General features: G+C 42.1%; 7 protein-coding genes and 1 pseudogene. 5 read left to right on the forward strand and 3 right to left on the reverse strand.

Annotated features, from left to right (window positions below):
• The first annotated feature begins 686 nt into the window (after positions 1 to 686).
• Both TI10_RS15315 and TI10_RS15320 read left to right on the forward strand, forming a co-directional pair.
• Positions 687 to 1703, forward strand: a complete 1017-nt coding sequence (locus TI10_RS15315) for a formamidase (protein ID WP_049584286.1) — start codon at positions 687 to 689, stop codon at positions 1701 to 1703.
• A 435-nt stretch (positions 1704 to 2138) separates the two neighbouring features.
• Positions 2139 to 2351 carry a Tc toxin subunit A-related protein gene (locus TI10_RS15320; RefSeq protein ID WP_049584287.1) on the forward strand — a complete coding sequence of 71 codons (213 nt, stop codon included), beginning with the start codon at positions 2139 to 2141 and terminating at the stop codon, positions 2349 to 2351.
• 93 nt (positions 2352 to 2444) lie between these two features.
• On the opposite strand, the gene TI10_RS15325 is transcribed toward TI10_RS15320, so the two are convergent.
• Both TI10_RS15325 and yefM read right to left on the reverse strand, forming a co-directional pair.
• Complete coding sequence (locus TI10_RS15325; protein ID WP_049584288.1) at positions 2445 to 2699, reverse strand: Txe/YoeB family addiction module toxin; 255 nt, start codon at positions 2697 to 2699, stop codon at positions 2445 to 2447.
• Positions 2699 to 2953 (reverse strand): YoeB-YefM toxin-antitoxin system antitoxin YefM, encoded by a 255-nt coding sequence (gene yefM / locus TI10_RS15330; protein ID WP_049584289.1) that lies wholly within the window; start codon positions 2951 to 2953, stop codon positions 2699 to 2701. Before yefM ends, TI10_RS15325 begins: the two co-directional genes overlap by 1 nt.
• 400 nt (positions 2954 to 3353) lie before the next feature.
• Here yefM and TI10_RS24545 point away from each other — a divergent pair.
• Together TI10_RS24545 and rtxA are read left to right on the forward strand one after the other, a co-directional pair.
• A pseudogene (locus TI10_RS24545) lies at positions 3354 to 3497 on the forward strand (antitoxin Xre/MbcA/ParS toxin-binding domain-containing protein); the annotation flags it as partial.
• Between the two features lie 793 nt (positions 3498 to 4290).
• Entirely contained in the window at positions 4291 to 14520 is a 10230-nt protein-coding gene (rtxA, locus tag TI10_RS15340; RefSeq protein ID WP_049584291.1) for an MARTX multifunctional-autoprocessing repeats-in-toxin holotoxin RtxA, read from the forward strand.
• A gap of 66 nt (positions 14521 to 14586) precedes the next feature.
• Here the strand turns inward: rtxA and ybfF are convergent, their stop codons facing one another.
• Positions 14587 to 15348, reverse strand: a complete 762-nt coding sequence (ybfF, locus tag TI10_RS15345) for an esterase (RefSeq protein ID WP_387555276.1) — start codon at positions 15346 to 15348, stop codon at positions 14587 to 14589.
• A 490-nt stretch (positions 15349 to 15838) separates the two neighbouring features.
• Between ybfF and TI10_RS15350 the strand changes: the two genes are divergently transcribed.
• The gene (locus tag TI10_RS15350) at positions 15839 to 17092 is read left to right on the forward strand and encodes a dicarboxylate/amino acid:cation symporter (protein WP_049584293.1); all 1254 of its coding nucleotides are present in this window, start codon (positions 15839 to 15841) and stop codon (positions 17090 to 17092) included.
• The last annotated feature ends 128 nt before the right edge of the window (positions 17093 to 17220 follow it).

The following is a 17220-nucleotide window of genomic DNA, read 5'->3' on the forward strand; positions in this document are numbered from 1 at the left end:
TTATGGGTGGAATATGCCAAAAACAATCAAAGGTCAAAAAGGCGATGGCAGTAAGCAACGAACTTCCAATTGAGGCCCCGGATTCAATTCAATCAATATCTAGGACTAAGCTACTAATAGCTCTTAGTGAAGGTGAATTTGCTGGTGGGTTGGATGGTACCAATTGCAACAGTTGCCATATGTAGCGACATTGATAATTGCGCGTGCATTATTAACTGTTACGCACTTGCATTATTAGCTGTTACGCACTTACATTATTAGCTGTTACGTACTTACATTATTAACTGTTACGCACTTACATTATTAGTAGTTACACTCAAATCAGTGAATTTAAGTCCTATCAACTGATTGCTGGTGCTCAACGTGCGGTAAAAGCCAAACAGATGGTTTGGGCGCTGTTTATAACTCCTCAGATCACTCAAACCGGATTGAGTGCTTTCAAAGTGCTCAACTATTTGCAAAGTTATTTATGGCAAATTAACCCTAATATTAATAACGGTATTCTTTACTACAAAGTTATTAATTTTTTTATTTAATGTTACAGATCGCATTTTTGTGAACAAAAGAGACGCTATTATGCATTAGTGAAATCGCTTAACGATGGGTAAAGATAACGTTCTATTTGCCTGTATAACGATGAACCTTATCATTCAATTTTAATAATTACTATTCATTCAGAGGTCTCTATGGGCAGTACCGGAAGTGTCAGTGCGTGGGAGGAGGCGTTATTAATTGCCGCTATTCAATATCCTGTTCCCGTTATTAAAGGGCCTGAAGATATTCAGGTTCAAGTGCGGCAGATTTGTAAAACAATGGATTCAACCAAAGCGGGTTATCCTGATTTAGATCTTATTGTATTTCCTGAATATTCTGCTCAGGGATTAAATACCAAGATCTGGACTTATGATGAAATGTTATTATCGTTGGACGGTCCAGAAGTTGACTGTTTTCGCCAGGCGTGTATTCGCAATAATATCTGGGGCGTATTTTCAGTAATGGAACGTAATGAAGATTCGTCGCAGCCACCTTATAACACCGCGATCATTATTAACGGCAGTGGTGAGATTGTATTGCATTACCGTAAGTTGCAGCCTTGGGTGCCAATTGAACCCTGGATGCCGGGCAATTTGGGTATGCCGGTCTGTGAAGGGCCAAAAGGTGCAAAACTGGCGGTGTGTATTTGTCATGATGGTATGTTTCCTGAATTAGCGCGCGAAGCCGCCTATAAAGGCTGTAATGTTTTTATCCGCATTTCCGGTTATTCTACCCAAGTCAATGACCAGTGGATCTGGACTAACCGCACTAATGCCTGGCAGAACTTAATGTATACCGTATCGGTTAATCTGGCAGGCTACGATGAGGTTTTTTATTATTTCGGTGAAGGTACGATTTGTAATTATGACGGTAACATTATCCAGCAAGGTCAGCGTAATCCGTGGGAAATTGTTACCGCTGAACTGTTCCCGCGTCTGGCGGATAAGGCTCGTGAGAATTGGGCGCTGGAGAATAGTATTTTTAATCTCGGTTGCCGAGGTTATGTTGGTAAACCTGGCGGAGAGAAAGCTAATTATTTGACTTGGGTGCGCGATTTGGCAAACGGTGAATATAAATTGCCTTGGGATGAAAACATCCGTATTCGTGATGGCTGGAAATATTACCCAGAAGGTGTGAAATTGGGGCCATTGCCGAAAATTGATAAGTAAGCTGCGAGACTGATAATGTAGCACCATAGGAATGCTGCTATTCTTCTGGTATGAAAAGTATTGTGGAAATATAGGATGTAATAGTTATCGAATTGGTCGGTGATATTTTTACTTCTATTATGTCCTATATTTATTGATTTGAATTATTTTTTTTGAAATTGAAAATAGCATGAATATTTTATTGAATAATTATTATGGCAAGGTGGGTTTTTATTATCTTTTAATTAATTCCATTATGTTTATTAATTGGTTTCATTATTCGTTTAGTTTTGATTTTTGTGTAAATTAGATATATAAAATCCAAGTTTAATTGAATTAAGATATATACAATAATCATTTTAATTATAAAAGATTTATGCTTTAGTATTGATAGAAATATATATTAACTTTAATAGACATGCTGGTGGATAGTTGAAAAAGAAATAATGCGCCCTGATGTTTGATGATGATCGCTATCTGCCTTTCGAAGGAACAGGAGCCATTTCAACTTGGACATTGGAATTCCCTGATCAGTCTGTGATTGATGTCCTAATTCCCAACATCTACACATCGCAGTTGAAAGATATTCAGATTCATCTCCACTACACCGCGTTAGATGGTGGTAAATCGTTTGCCTCAGAAGTAAAAGGTAAAATGAAGAATGGATAAATCGGCGCCCGGGAGAATAAATTATCAGATGGTCGAATATCAATAGCTTACTGGACAAGATCAGATTTCTGAAATGCCCTATATAGGGCATTTTTAATAGTGAAAGCGGCATTGTGCTATTAATAATTCATTATTCTCAACAGAGTATACTAACCTCTGTTCCTCAGTAATACGTCTTGACCAGAACCCAGTAAAATTGTGTTTAAGCGGCTCAGGTTTCCCAATACCTGTAAATGGCTGTCTTTTTATATCTTTGATTAGGTTGTTAATACGCTTCAATATTGCTCGGTCAGTTTGTTGCCAATAAAGATAATCTTCCCAAGCGTTATTTGAAAAAGTGACTTTCATTAGTCTAAATCCAGCTCCTTGATCTTCCCTTTTCCGGCTCTTAACTGAGAGACAGATTCCATAAGGCGATTGGTGTTAGTTGGTGATCTCATTAAATAAGCTGTTTCTTGCAAAGACTCGAAATCAGCTAATGACATAAGTACGCAACTTTCGCCATTTTTACGAGTGATAATCACTGGGCTACAATCATTTACGACACTTATCATCGTCTTAGAAAAATTTTGTCTTGCTTCTGAGTAAGTTAACACCTTCATTTGTCCCACCTATGTCAAGAAATAACTTGAAAAATACAACGAAATATCCATTAATCGTACAACATATTGTACGATTGTTTTTGTATCTTGCAAGCTTCTAAGTTCGTAATTTGTAGTATAGCGGTCATTATTATCAGATTGACTAAGGTGTAATATGTACAACTTTGACAAATACAAATAAATAAGGTTTCATAATTCCGCTACACATGGTTTTATTCAACCAATTGTTATACATAGGATTATTAGTGGGTAAGGTGTGGTGCCATTTTGGAAAATTATTTATAAAGAGCGAAACGTTGCCCGCCGAAAAAATGCAGGTTGCATTCTTTCTGCCGAAGAGAGCGAGCGTGTTGCACGATTCATTCGTGTGTTTGATGCCGCAGTATAACTTTTTGGCGGAAATAAGAATGAAGCATGGACATGGTTAAAAAGTCCTGTTAAGAGCCTTGGTGCAGTCACTCCAATGTCTCTTATTGCAACTGAAAGTGGCTCACTTGAAGTGTTAGGCCTTATCGGGCGTCTGGAGCATGGAGTATTCTCGTGATTTTTCTATAGAATTATGAAAAATCATTCTCCTTCTTTAACCTGTCTTTTCTATATTAATGCCCAGTCAAATGTGAACTGGGCATTTTTTTAACGTAAGAATAGGTGGCAGGCTTACATTAAATAGAATGCATGTTAATTATTTTAAATTGTTATTATTTTAAATATATATTATTGATTTGGAATTAATATTATTTATATAAATATACTTATGATATTTTTATGAAAATAAAATAAATAATTGATCATAATTAGCGAAACGTTATACCTTATGTGAAAGAAATAGGTTTTCTGCGTTAAATGTTGTTTTTGAATTTTGGCTTTGTTTTATTCTATAAGTTTATTTGAAAGTATTTGTCTATACATCAGATTAGGTATTTTCTGAGTTTGAGGTTTTATTGTGTATTATTTATAAATAAATTGCCTTATAGGCAAAAATGTGTCTAAAAGTTTTATATAAATTCTCTCTGGTTTGCATGTCAATCGGGGAGTGGTTTCCCTTTGTTTTATATTCCGGGAACGAAATTATAGGTGAGTGAAATAATGGTGGGATAACCTACTCATTCTTGTATTAAATATTTCAAATAAAGCCCAATCGTTGAGCAGGAATATCTGTTTCTTCCGAAAAGTTATGCTCTTTGGTTACGGTTATAACGTTACTAATAATTTGCTCTGTTATCTCTTTTTGCTGAGGGAGGGCAAAGGATTTGTATTGTTAAAAAAATGAGATGTTCAACCTAACCATTATATCTGTCGAGTACGGTTTTAACTTCTATTAAACTAAGGGATTGTTTATGGGGAAATCATCAAGCAGGAGTGCGGAATATTTCTTTACCGGGAATTATTTCGCTGATGACAATGATAATGACATTGATGCTATTGGATTTGGCGGCTATATTTATGCCCGCGGAGGAAATGACCATATTACGTTAGGAACGATTGCTGCTAAAGTCTATACCGGCGCAGGTAATGACACCGTAGTCGGTGGTGCGGCATATTTATCTGTTGAGGATTCCACAGGTGATCTGACCGTAAAAGGTGGCGCGGGTTACGCCGATATTAATAAAAATGGTGATGGTGATATTTCATTCTCTGGCGCGGCGGGTAGCGTTATTATGGATCACACCGGTCATCACGGTGATTTGGATTTTACCGGTGCGGCTATTTATAACGAAATGAACCGTGATGGCCTAACGGGTAATATGAGCTTCGATGGCTCTGGCGGCTACAATAAGTTATGGCATGGAACCAATCAGGGTAATTTATTCTTTGATGGCGCCGGAGCGGGTAACAAAATTGACCGCACTTGGTATGACAATTACAACGGAAGCCGTGGCGATGTCACATTTAATGGTGCAGGTGCGGCAAATAGTATTAGCTCAAGGACAGAGTCCGGTAATATTGTTTTCGAAGGTGCCGGGGTTGATAATCACATTGTACGTAAAGGTAAAGAAGGTGATATTACCTTAAGTGGCGCAGGGGCATGGAACAGAATTAAACGTGTTCGCCAAAAGGAAGATGTTTACGTACAAACCCGTGGTGATATTTCTTTCGAAGGTGTAGGTGGTTATAACAGAATTTACTCTAATATTGCACATGGCAATATCAATTTCTCCGGTGCCGGAGCATACAACCAAATATCAAGAATAGGTGTGAATAACGGTTTGCGTGATGAGTCGATGGAATATGCTAAGGCTAAAGATATTGTATTAACTACCGCAACAATGGGCGGAACCTGGATTCAAGAAGCCCAGCAAGTGACAGGCATCAAATCAACGACTGAACCTGATACTTATCTCTTTGCGTTTGCTGACGAAATGTATACAAAAATCAGCAAAATTCAGCTCCGAAATGATCCTGAAACCGGTAAGCTCAATTATTACGCCACCTCTTGGTATAAAGAGGGTAATAACCTGAATGGCCTCGCTTCAACGGAGATTTCTTTCGGTAATGGATTTGTCAATATCAACATCAATGATGCTTACCGTCTTTTCAATTTAATGATTGAACATCATCAGCCGGTGATTATTCATGCTGTTGAAGCGGGGTTATCTGAAAACAAGTGGATTACTTATGCGAGTGGGACAACGGTCAAAGCAGAAGATATCACCCTCTCTGATGCAAAGATGGGAGGGAGTGCGATCTTTTCTGATTGCCAGAAGTTTGATGTTTCCGCAGTGAGATCGAACCGTCAACCCAATACTTATGTGTATGCTAAATATCTGGAATCATATACCAGAGTAGTGGTGGTTGAACTGGGAAATGATCCTATCACGCAGGAACTCAAATACTTTGTCAATGCGTGGTTCAAACCGGGTGATTATACCGACAATCTGGCTAATGAAGATATTTCATCCGCAAACGGCTACCACTTGATAAGTGCAGGTAGCTGCGTGTTAAGTCAGATTCAATATAGCCTTAATGCAACGATGCGGTATGGTTCGGAGCGGTTAGCACATACCGAGGAATACTGTCAGCAAGCACTGGTGGACTCATCTACTAACAGTGGCGACAGCTCCGGCGATATTCAATTTGATGGCGTTGGCGGCGGAAATGTTATTACATCCAGTGTCACCTATGGCAATGTCAATTTTGAAGGTGCGGGTGCCGCGAACGTCATTGTAAAAAAGGGGGAAGAGGGTAAGTTGACATTCCGCGGCGCCGGTCTGGCAAATGTCGTTGTTCACCAAAGTCAGCGTGGAGATATGGATATTCATGCTGGTGGTGCGGTAAATGTTTTCGTCCGTATCGGAGATGGACGATATTTGGCACGTCTTCTGGCGGTTGGCAATATTTCAATCCACAAAGGCAATGGCAACAGCCAGATTTTCATGTTGGGTGGTTACAACACGCACACGCAGATAGGCAATGGTAGAGCAAGCTGGTTAGGGGCGGGCGGTTTTAATGTCATGACCCAAAAAGGTAATGGCAATGTCTCTTCGGTATTGGTGGGCGGCGCCAATGTGCTGACTAAGCTCGGCGCAGGCGATTTGGTTTCCGGTATGCTCGGTGGGGCTAACGTTATCACGCATATCACTGATGATACCGAAATGTCGAATACCAGGGCAATTGCGTTGGGTGGGACTAATGTTCTTACCAAAAAAGGGCAAGGAGATGTGCTGGCCGTGATGGGCGGTGGCGCAAATGTTCTGACTCACATAGGTAACGGGAATACGACAGGCGTGATGCTCGGTGGCGCCAATATCCTGACCAAAATAGGAGATGGCGATACTACCGGCACTATGTTTGGTATAGGTAATGTACTGACTCATGTCGGCGGCGGTCAGACTTTGGGTGTGATGGGGGCAGCAGGCAATATCTTTACCAGAGTCGGGGATGGGACTGTGATTGCAGCCATGATTGGTGCAGGCAACCTCTTTACTCATGTCGGTAATGATGATGCATGGGCGCTGATGGGGGGCGCAGTAAATATTTTTACTAAAGTGGGTGATGGTGATGCGTTGGCGCTGATGGCGGCGGTTGGCAATGTGTTTACCCATATTGGCGAGGGGACGAGTGTGGCCCTGATGCTGGCAAAAGGCAATGTCGCGACTAAAGTGGGTAATGGTATGACATTGGCCGCAATGATGGGGGGCGCCAATATCTTTACCCATATGGGAGATGGCAATACCTTTGCTGCCATGATCGGTGGGGCCAATGTGTTGACCAAGATCGGTCATGATCTGACAACTGCTTTGATGATAGGTAAAGCGAATATCTATTCGCATGTGGGTAATGGCCCCAGTATTGGTTTGTTTGCCGGTGAACTGAACGTGATGACTAAAATCGGTGATGGTACAACGTTGGCGGCAATGTTTGGTCAGGCCAATATCATGACCCATGTCGGCAATGGTTTAACCGGTGTTTTAGCGTTAGGAGAAGCGAATATTGTCACCAAAACCGGTAATGATTTTATGGGGGTTGTTGCAGGGGCGAAAGCTAACGTTATTACTCATGTGGGCAACTCGACGACCGCTGGCGTACTGTTTGGCGAAGGCAATATTCTGACCAAAGTTGGAGAAGGGACGACTGTCGGTCTGCTCGTGTCGAATGTGGGTAATGTTATGACCCATGTCGGTCATGGCGCAATGGTGGGGTTTGCTAAAGGTAAAGCCAATATCATTACCAAAATCGGGAATGGCGCCGGTATTAATGCGGTTTGGGGAGAGGCTAATATCCTGACGCAACAGGGGCATGGCGATCGTTATAATTTCGCGAAAGGTAAAGCGAACATCATAACCAAAGTCGGTGATGGACAAGAAGCGACGGTCGTTCAGGGTGACGCCAATATTATCACTCATGTCGGCCACGGTGATGATTACACTGGCGCCTGGGGTAAAGCTAATGTTATTACCAAGGTCGGTGATGGGCGCAATGTGGTGCTTGCCAAAGGTGAGGCTAACATTGTGACTCAGGTAGGTAACGGTGACAGTTTTAATGCCTTGTGGAGTGAAGGAAATATTGTCACCAAAATGGGTGACGGTATGCAGGTTACCGCGGCAAAAGGCAAAGCGAATATCACCACTACGATGGGGAATGGCTTAAATGTAACGGCGACGCATGGCGACCTGAATGTGAATACCAAAGTGGGTGATGGTGTTTCCGTTAACGCAGTGTGGGGTGAATATAACGTCAATACCAAAATCGGGAATGGTCTTAATGTTGCGGTCATGAAGGGCAAAGGCAATGCAAATATCCATGTGGGTGATGGTTTGGGGATCAATGCTTCCTATGCGCGCAATAACGTAGCGATTAAGGTGGGTAATGGCGATTTCTATAGTTTCTCTGTTGCGGAAAGCAATACGCAAAGCCACAAACTCTCTTCTTTCTTTGGACATATCAAACAGACAGCGTTAGGTGTGGGGGGCAGTCAGGCGATCAACTATCTGGTTCAAGGCGGTGAGGCTAGTACATCTGGAACCCATAAAGGCCGTGGGGCGATTAACTTAACCGAAGTTTCCGCTATTAACGGTTTCAAGATGGATGGAATTGCGCAGGTAAGTTCAGATTTAAGCAGTCGTCTGAATGGTTCTGTAACAGCGGTCGAAACGCCTGAGCTCGAAAATATCCATAATTCATTGAATATTAATGAAAGCGATGATCCGCAACAGGAAGCCAATCTGATTATCAATGGTAATTTTGAACAAGGTAATCGCGGCTGGTTGGCAACTAATGGTATTGAAGCGTATCACTCAGCCAGTGCTTATGGTCTTGATAACGAAGGGCATGGCGAGCGGGTCAGTGAACTTGATGCGGATAAAAACACCACTATTTATCAGGATCTACAAAACTTGTTTGAGGGAGAAGTTATTTCACTGAGTTTTGATTTTGCCAATCGTCATAATTCTTATCTTACCAACAATGGCATGGAGGTTTTCTGGAATGGTGAACGGGTATTCTCAACTTCTGGAGATGCCGCTGGATGGCAAAACAAAACGCTGGAGCTGACAGCAAAAACCGGTAGTAACCGAATTGCATTTAAAGGTACAGGCTTAAGTGATGGCGTAGGTTATATTCTCGATAATATTGTTGCGAAATCTGAGAGCTCACGACCAGCTAAGGTTGTTATTGAACACGAAAAACAGGATAAAGCCGCGCAAAATGCGTTAAGCGATAGAGATAAAGCCGAAGAAGATCGTTGTATCTTAGAACAAGAAAATGAGGAGCAACTGGCAGCAATTGCAGGAGCACGGTCTCAATTGGAATCAACGGATCAGACAGCGTTAAATACCAATGGGCAAGCGCAGCGTGATGCTCTAAAAGGGGAGTCAAAAGCAGTAACAGATGAACTGCTCTCCATGACTCAGGATCTGGATGCACTGAATGACTTTGATAATTACCGCGGTAAATCAGGTGACCAATGGCGTAATCAATTTGCTGCCGGATTCTTGGAGAATGCTCAGAGTAAATGGGATCACACTAAATCTGCTACACAGGAAGAACTATTTAATGTTCAACAAAGTATTACCGGTAACCAACAAAAAGTAAAAAAAGCGATTGCGCAATCGGAGGCCGGTATAGCGAAAAGTGAGCAGCATCGTATTGGTGTGCAACAAGATTTAGTAAACGCCTATAAAAAAGCAGAATTAAGCAAGGAAGAAGCACGGTTACAACAGCAGCAGGCAGAAAAAGCTAAAAATGATGCTAACGTTGCCTGTCAGGAGGCGGAGAATCGAGGCAAACAAGATATTACTGTGGCTGAGGATAAAGTGGTTCAGGCACAAACTGATGCGAAGAGCGCGAAGCAGAGCGACAATGCTAAGCCGCCGCGTATGGGCGCACTTGGCAGTGGTTTGTCTGGAAAGGATTATCAGTCAACGGCTATACCTGAAACTAACAGCCATGTTAACCCTGAGCTTGTCGTACAGGCTGATGGGCGCTTTAGTACAGGATTGATGGAAGAAGATCTGCGCTTGCTGAAAGATGCAAAAAATATGATTGACCGGTTGCAGGTTAATAATCAATTCATGGTGGATAAAAATCTGCTGGCAAAATCTGATGGCAATGTATTGGGAGAACAAACTACTTATTTTCAAAATCGTGAGACGATAAAAGGGGATGTTTTACAAAAAATTGATAATAAAATTTTTGACTTTATAGCTCATGGAAAAGAGTTAGAAGATTATTCATTCCATTTTAGCCAGGATAGCAATCTGTTGGAGAAACTGAGGAAAATTATTCCTGAGATTGGCAGTGTACTCCTGACTAACGGCAATAAAGTTGAGTCAAAAGAGTTCCTTGAGGGAGTGTGCTTTGCCCTGTCGGCCCGCTACTTGATCGAAGAGCGGGTGCATGGCTTGGGGGGCGGTAAGGCCTATATGCAGTGGTTGAAAGATGCGGTTAAAGCTTACAACGATAAATCAGTCAATAAGAAAACCGATATCCACTCGATTGAATCTGCTTTGCTCAACCAATATCGTCGGCAAAATATGGGTTCAGCGATTGAAGATTTATTATCAATGCAGTACAGCCAGGCGATGGATAACTCTACAGTGGCTATGCAGCGAAAAGCCAACGCGGCTTATGGCGGTAAGTTAAAAGCCAATGGACTGACCGGGCCGAATATCAATAATGCATTGAATTATGAGGCTGAAGGTTATGAATCTGTCATGGATAAGCTGCGTAATGTAAGAAAATCGACCTACATGACATTTATGTCTGAACAACATGCTATGTCAGTGGTGGTACATAAAGAACACGCGCAAACCGTTTGGTCATTCTATGATCCTAATTTTGGCGCCAAATCGTTTGCTAACTATAACGATTTCCGTCGTTTTATGGATTCTTTTCATAAAGGTTACCTGACCAGCTATAACTTTCAGGCGAGTGAGCAGCGGGATCAAAGCTTCTATGTTCAATTCAATCGGTTTGAAAAGGGAACCATTGCGGGATATGACGGCGTTTGGAAAACGTCACGCGAGGGAGAACAAAACTACGTATTGCGTGCATTAAAAGAACAAGGTAAGACGTTTACCTTAGGTTCCAATGTCACTGGGCGTGTAGTTGATTACCGAGAAGGTGATATCACCTTGGAAGTGGCAGTTAAACAAGGAAAGCAAACTAAGACAGTTTTGGTTGAAGTCGAGAGCGGCAACTTTAAGCAAGCTGCCAGCTTTGTGCGGTCGAATATCGATAAAGTCCTCTCTTATCCGGCAGCGAGCAGACTAATACTTAAAGCGCCGGTTGAGGGTGCTGCGGCGAGTCCCTTACTGGAAAAACTATCATCAAGCGACATCATCAAAAACAAAAATGCAGGGACGTGGGAGCAGGTAGCTGTCACACCACAAGCCGATGAGCTTACAACGCGTTTTAGCCATCAGGTCATTATTCAAATGGAGGATGATCCGGTCGTTGCCAAAGCCGCCGCTAATCTGGCGGGTAAACACCCGGATTCCAGTGTGGTGGTGCAACTCGATACTGACGGTAAATATCGTGTCGTTTATGGCGACCCTGCTAGAGTATCCGGTAAGTTACGTTGGCAAATTGTCGGTCATGGCCGTGATATGTCAGAGCAAAATAACATTCGCCTGAGTGGTTACACTGCCGATGAACTGGCAGTGAGACTAAAACAGTTTAGTCATGATTTTAAACCGGCGAGTAAACCTGACCATATCAGCATCGTGGGTTGTTCTCTGATAAATGATGACAAGCGGGACGGTTTTGCCCGCCGTTTTATCACAGAGTTAGATAAACAGGGTATTCGCAGTAATGTTTCTGCCCGCCGTAGCGAAGTCGCGATTGATGCAACAGGTCGTAAATTTACCCGTGATGCAAATAACCAATGGGTTAATAACTTGCCTGATAACAAAATTGTATTCGAATGGGATAAACAGGGTGAATTGACGACGAGTACGGAAAGAGTTGTTCGCAGTATTACTGAAAGTGACATCACCCTTTCCAGGGTGGGATACACTGGGGCTGATGCGGTGACGAGAGGGGCAGTTGCGGAATATCATCGTCCTTTTACTGCGCCAAAGAAACGTGAAAATACCATGCAGATTGACTCCAACGATAAATCGAATAATCAGCTCAGCTACTCTGGCAATATTCAGGTCAATGTAGGTGAGGGGGAATTTACTGCGCTCAATTGGGGAACATCAAATGTTGGTATTAAAGTGGGTAGCGGTGGTTTTAAATCACTAGCCTTCGGCGATAATAATGTGATGGTTCATATCGGTGACGGCGACAGCAAACACAGCTTTGATATCAGTGGTTACCAAGCGCTTGAAGGGGCGCAGATGTTTATCGGTAATCGTAATGTTAGCTTCAATCGGGGCAGCAGCAATGATTTGATTGTGATGATGGATAAGTCTATTCCAACACCGCCGCTCGTTAATCCATTTGATGGTGTGATGCAGGTTACCGGCGTATTACAAGATATTGCCTACTCCGGCAAAGAACAGGATTGGTTAATCGCACAAGAGCAGCAATGGACCATAGCCGGCGCGGAGAAGTTTGTACAGGACATGTCCCGTCTGGATCAAACCAGCAGTGTGAACTACAAGACGCTGGTTGATCTGGATTTACAGCATGAACGTAGTAGCCGCGGTTTGAAGCGAGATATTGAAGCGACGTTGAATAAAAAATATAGCCAATGGCTAACTAGCAACGTTACTAATATGGGTACCATGAGCCGTGCGAATAAGTTCCGTCAGGCTAATGAGAAGCTGGCTTTTAACTTTGCCGTCGGTGGTCAAGGGGCAGATATCCAGGTGACCGCCGGTAACTGGAATTTTATGTTCGGTGACCATATTCAGTCGATTATGGATACCAATCTGGGTTCGCTGTTTGGTCTGATGACTCAGCAATATTCAGCAACCGGTATGGCGAAAACGACCTTTACCTATAATCCGCAAGACTTGCCGCGTCAGCTTAAGAATAAGCTGCTTGGCCGATTAGCAAGTGTAAACGCGGATACGACCTTAGCGGATATTTTTGGGGTGAATTACACCGCAGAAGGGCAAATTGTTTCCCGCACAGCAGAACAAGTTGATGGCGAAGCGATTCTGCGAGAGATGCTAGAGCTTATTGGAGAGTTTAGTGGTGAGCAATTGCAAGCCTTTACTAACCCGGAAAAGTTGCTTGATGGTTTGAAAGCGGGCATTGATATGGGCGAGGATGGCATCAGATCGTTTGCGGCAAGTCATGGCCTGCAAGAGAACGCGCCTGAGACAAATCGTGAACCGGAATCTTCGGTGAATATTAATGGACGGAACGATCAGGCCGATGATAAAGCAAAACCTACATTTGGCTTTAACTCACTAAATCTACCGAATCTGTTTGCGACAATGTTTAGTAAAGATAAACAAACAGAAATGAAGTCTTTAGTCACGCATTTGAAAGAGAACTTGACGACTGATTTGCTTAATATGGAGGAAAAAACCTTTGATTTCCTGCGTAATAGCGGTCATTTGCATGATGATGGCGATATCCATATATCGTTGGGGAATTATAACTTCAACTGGGGTGGCGATGGTAAAGATCTCGGTGCCTATCTGGGAGATAACAACAACTTCTGGGGTGGTCGCGGTGATGATGTTTATTATTCAATAGGTACTTCCAACATCTTTACCGGCGGTGAAGGAAATGATCTGGGCGTCCTGATGGGTCGGGAAAACTGGATGTTTGGCGGTAAAGGGGATGATACTGCGGTGGTGGCTGGGCGGATTAACTATGCCTTTATGGGTGAAGGTAACGACCAGATGTTTGTCTTTGGTGAAGGCGGTTTTATTGATGCTGGTAACGGACAGGATTACGTCGTCGCCTCCGGCAACCATAACCGAGTGGATAGCGGTGGAGGTCAGGATTATGTCGTCACCATCGGTAATAACAACCAGGTTGAGTTAGGTGAAGGTAATGACTTTGCCAGAGTATTTGGTAATGACAACCGGATCGACGGTTGTTCCGGCAATGATGCGATTAAATTGATGGGCTACCATGCAGTAATCAACGGCGGAGAAGGTGATGATCATCTGATTGCTGCGGCTATTTCGAAGTTCAGCCAGTTTGATGGCGGCGAGGGGCAGGATCTACTGGTGCTAGGCGGGTACCAAAACTGCTTTCAGGGAGGCTTGGGTGCCGATAGCTTTGTGGTTAGCGGAGAGGTAATTGATACGTTGGTTAGTGATATCAGCGCAGAAGATATGATTCTGTTTAACGGCGTTGACTGGCAAAATCTGTGGTTGCAGCGTAGCGGATATGATTTGGTGTTGTCGGTGAATCGCCATGTTCAGGACAACAGTGCACAGGGGATCTTTGAATCGGTGGGTTCTATCACCGTTAATGATTACTTTAATGGAAATCGTGCCAAATTGGTGACACAGATAGGTGATAAGAACGCATTCGGGGAGCGCGAATTTACGGCGCTGTCAGATAATGCGGTGGATTCTTTGATCCAGGCAATGAGCAGTTTTGCTCCGACCGTGGGTGATAATGGTTTCATTGAGGGCTTGGAGAGTCAGGCGAAAATGGTTATTACAACAGCGTGGGTAGATGTCACGATTGGTAAGGGGAAATTTGCCTAATTAAATTCCTGATAATCAAGTGGCTCAAGATAAGTGAGCCACTTTTATCGCTAATTAACCGATTTCCTACATTAATTCCATATTGGTATTAAGAAAACGATGAATTGCCTTTAAAACTGCGTCTGGTTTTTCTGCGTGAACCCAGTGATCGCAACCGGCGATAACCCAGGCTTTGGCTTGTGGAAATTGTCTGGCGATATCATTCCGGTACTCTTCCTGGATATAAGAGGAGAGGCCGCCACGAATAAACAGGGCAGGATGAGGCCATGTAGGAATTTCTTGCCAGCCGCTGATCTTTTCATACTGGTCAATTAATACCGGTAAATTGAATTTCCATTCCCCCTGATGGAATGATTTCAGTAAAAACTGAATGACACCTTCTTCCTGGATATTTTCTCGCATAGCTTTAGCGGCATCTTGACGGGTTTTAACACCGGCTTCTGTCACTTTGTTCAGTGCGGTAAAAATTTGGTCATGACGGCGAACTTGGTAGGCGATGGGGGCTATATCAATAAGAACAATTTTTTCTATCCGTTCTGGCGCTAGTGCGGTCATTGCCATAGCGATCTTACCGCCCATTGAATGACCAATAATAATGGCAGCCTGAATTTGTAGATGATCCAGCAGGGAAATAACATCTTGGGCCATATCGTAGTAATCCATGTTATTTGCCCGTGGAGATAAGCCGTGATTGCGTACATCGACTTGAATGACGGGATAGTATTGCTGTAAATCACGGGCCAAGACCCCAAGATTATTGAGATCGCCGAATAACCCGTGGATTAATACCACAGGGGTAGAAGAGCGTGGATTTTCCGGTATCTGCATATGGTAATTTAACGGGGCGTCTAATTTCATGATGAGAATTGTTTTCTTTCAGGTATTGATATCATGTTATGTATATTGTTGCTTAAATTATAAAAAAGCAACCAAGCTGTACAATTATAGTTAATAATTTCTTATAATTGTATTGTTATCAAAATGTTTATGTATCAAAAACTTGTTAGTTTTTTCAAGGTAATACTTAATGGATTGAAAAACAAACGTTCTTCAAGTAAATAATATTTTTAAATGGAAAGGTTTAAATAACTTATGAGATGATTATTGGTTCAATCATCTTAGTCAGGTTATTGATTGTGTGTTTATGTGATCTATATCTTAAAAAATTGTGTGTTAATTTTAACTTTTTGTGAAAAAATGATGAAAATTTACTTTATATTTTATTAAATAAAGGTATAAAGTACATTTAACAACAACAACACCGTTCTAATAAGAATAAATAGAATCTGATTTTTACTATGGATTAGGGAATTAAGAAGTGAAGAAAAATTTACTAAAGAGTCTTTATTTTCAAGTTTTGGTTGCAATAACCATCGGTATACTTTTGGGGCATTTCTACCCACAGCTTGGTGCGGAAATGAAGCCATTAGGTGATGGATTTGTTAAATTAATCAAAATGGTTATTGCTCCTGTTATTTTCTGTACCGTTGTCACCGGCATTGCAGGTATGGAAAGTATGAAAGCCGTTGGTAAGACAGGCGCTATTGCACTGGTATATTTTGAAATAGTTAGCACAATTGCTTTGATTATCGGATTGATTGTCGTCAATGTTGTACAGCCTGGCGCAGGAATGAATATCGATCCCTCTACGTTAGATGTTAAAGCGGTATCCCTATATGCGGAGAAGGCTGCTGAGCAAGGGATAATAGCATTTTTACTTGATGTTATTCCGGCTAGTGTCATCGGGGCGTTTGCTAGTGGCAATATCTTGCAGGTCTTATTATTTGCTGTGTTATTTGGTTTTGCCCTTCATCGTTTAGGAGATAAAGGAAAACCAATCTTTAATATTATTGATGGTTTTTCTCATGTTATCTTTGGCATTATTAATATGATAATGAGATTAGCTCCTTTAGGGGCTTTTGGCGCAATGGCATTTACCATCGGGAAATATGGTATTGGCACATTGGTGCAATTAGGGCAGTTAATAGTTTGCTTTTATATCACCTGTATTCTGTTTGTGGTATTTGTTTTGGGAACAATCGCAAAAGCCACAGGGTTTAGTATATTCCGGTTTATTAATTACATTAAAGAAGAGCTATTAATCGTATTGGGAACATCATCTTCTGAATCTGCATTACCTCGGATGCTAGATAAAATGGAGAAAGCGGGATGCCAGAAATCTGTTGTTGGATTGGTGATACCGACGGGATATTCCTTTAATTTGGATGGTACTTCTATTTACCTGACAATGGCTGCGGTATTTATTGCTCAGGCAACGAATACTCACATGGATATTGTGCATCAAATAACGCTATTAGTTGTATTGCTCTTATCCTCTAAAGGTGCGGCTGGTGTAACAGGTAGTGGGTTTATTGTATTAGCTGCGACAATTTCTGCTGTTGGGCATTTACCGCTAGCAGGTCTGGCGCTGATACTAGGAATAGATCGTTTCATGTCAGAAGCAAGAGCTTTAACAAATCTAATTGGCAATGGTGTTGCAACGATTGTGGTCGCGAAACGTTGTCGTCAGCTTGATGAAGGCAAATTAAATGAAGTGTTAAATGCCAAATAAGCAAAATCTTTAGGTTTTTGTCTATTCGATGATTCATTAATAAAATGATGCCGGTTTTTGACCGGCATCAGACCGCTGACAAACCCCGTTATTTTTAATGAGGTTTGTCAGTGGTCTGAAGCGCCAAG

The sequence above is a fragment of the Photorhabdus luminescens subsp. luminescens genome (assembly GCF_001083805.1).
Taxonomy (GTDB): Bacteria; Pseudomonadota; Gammaproteobacteria; order Enterobacterales; family Enterobacteriaceae; genus Photorhabdus; species Photorhabdus luminescens.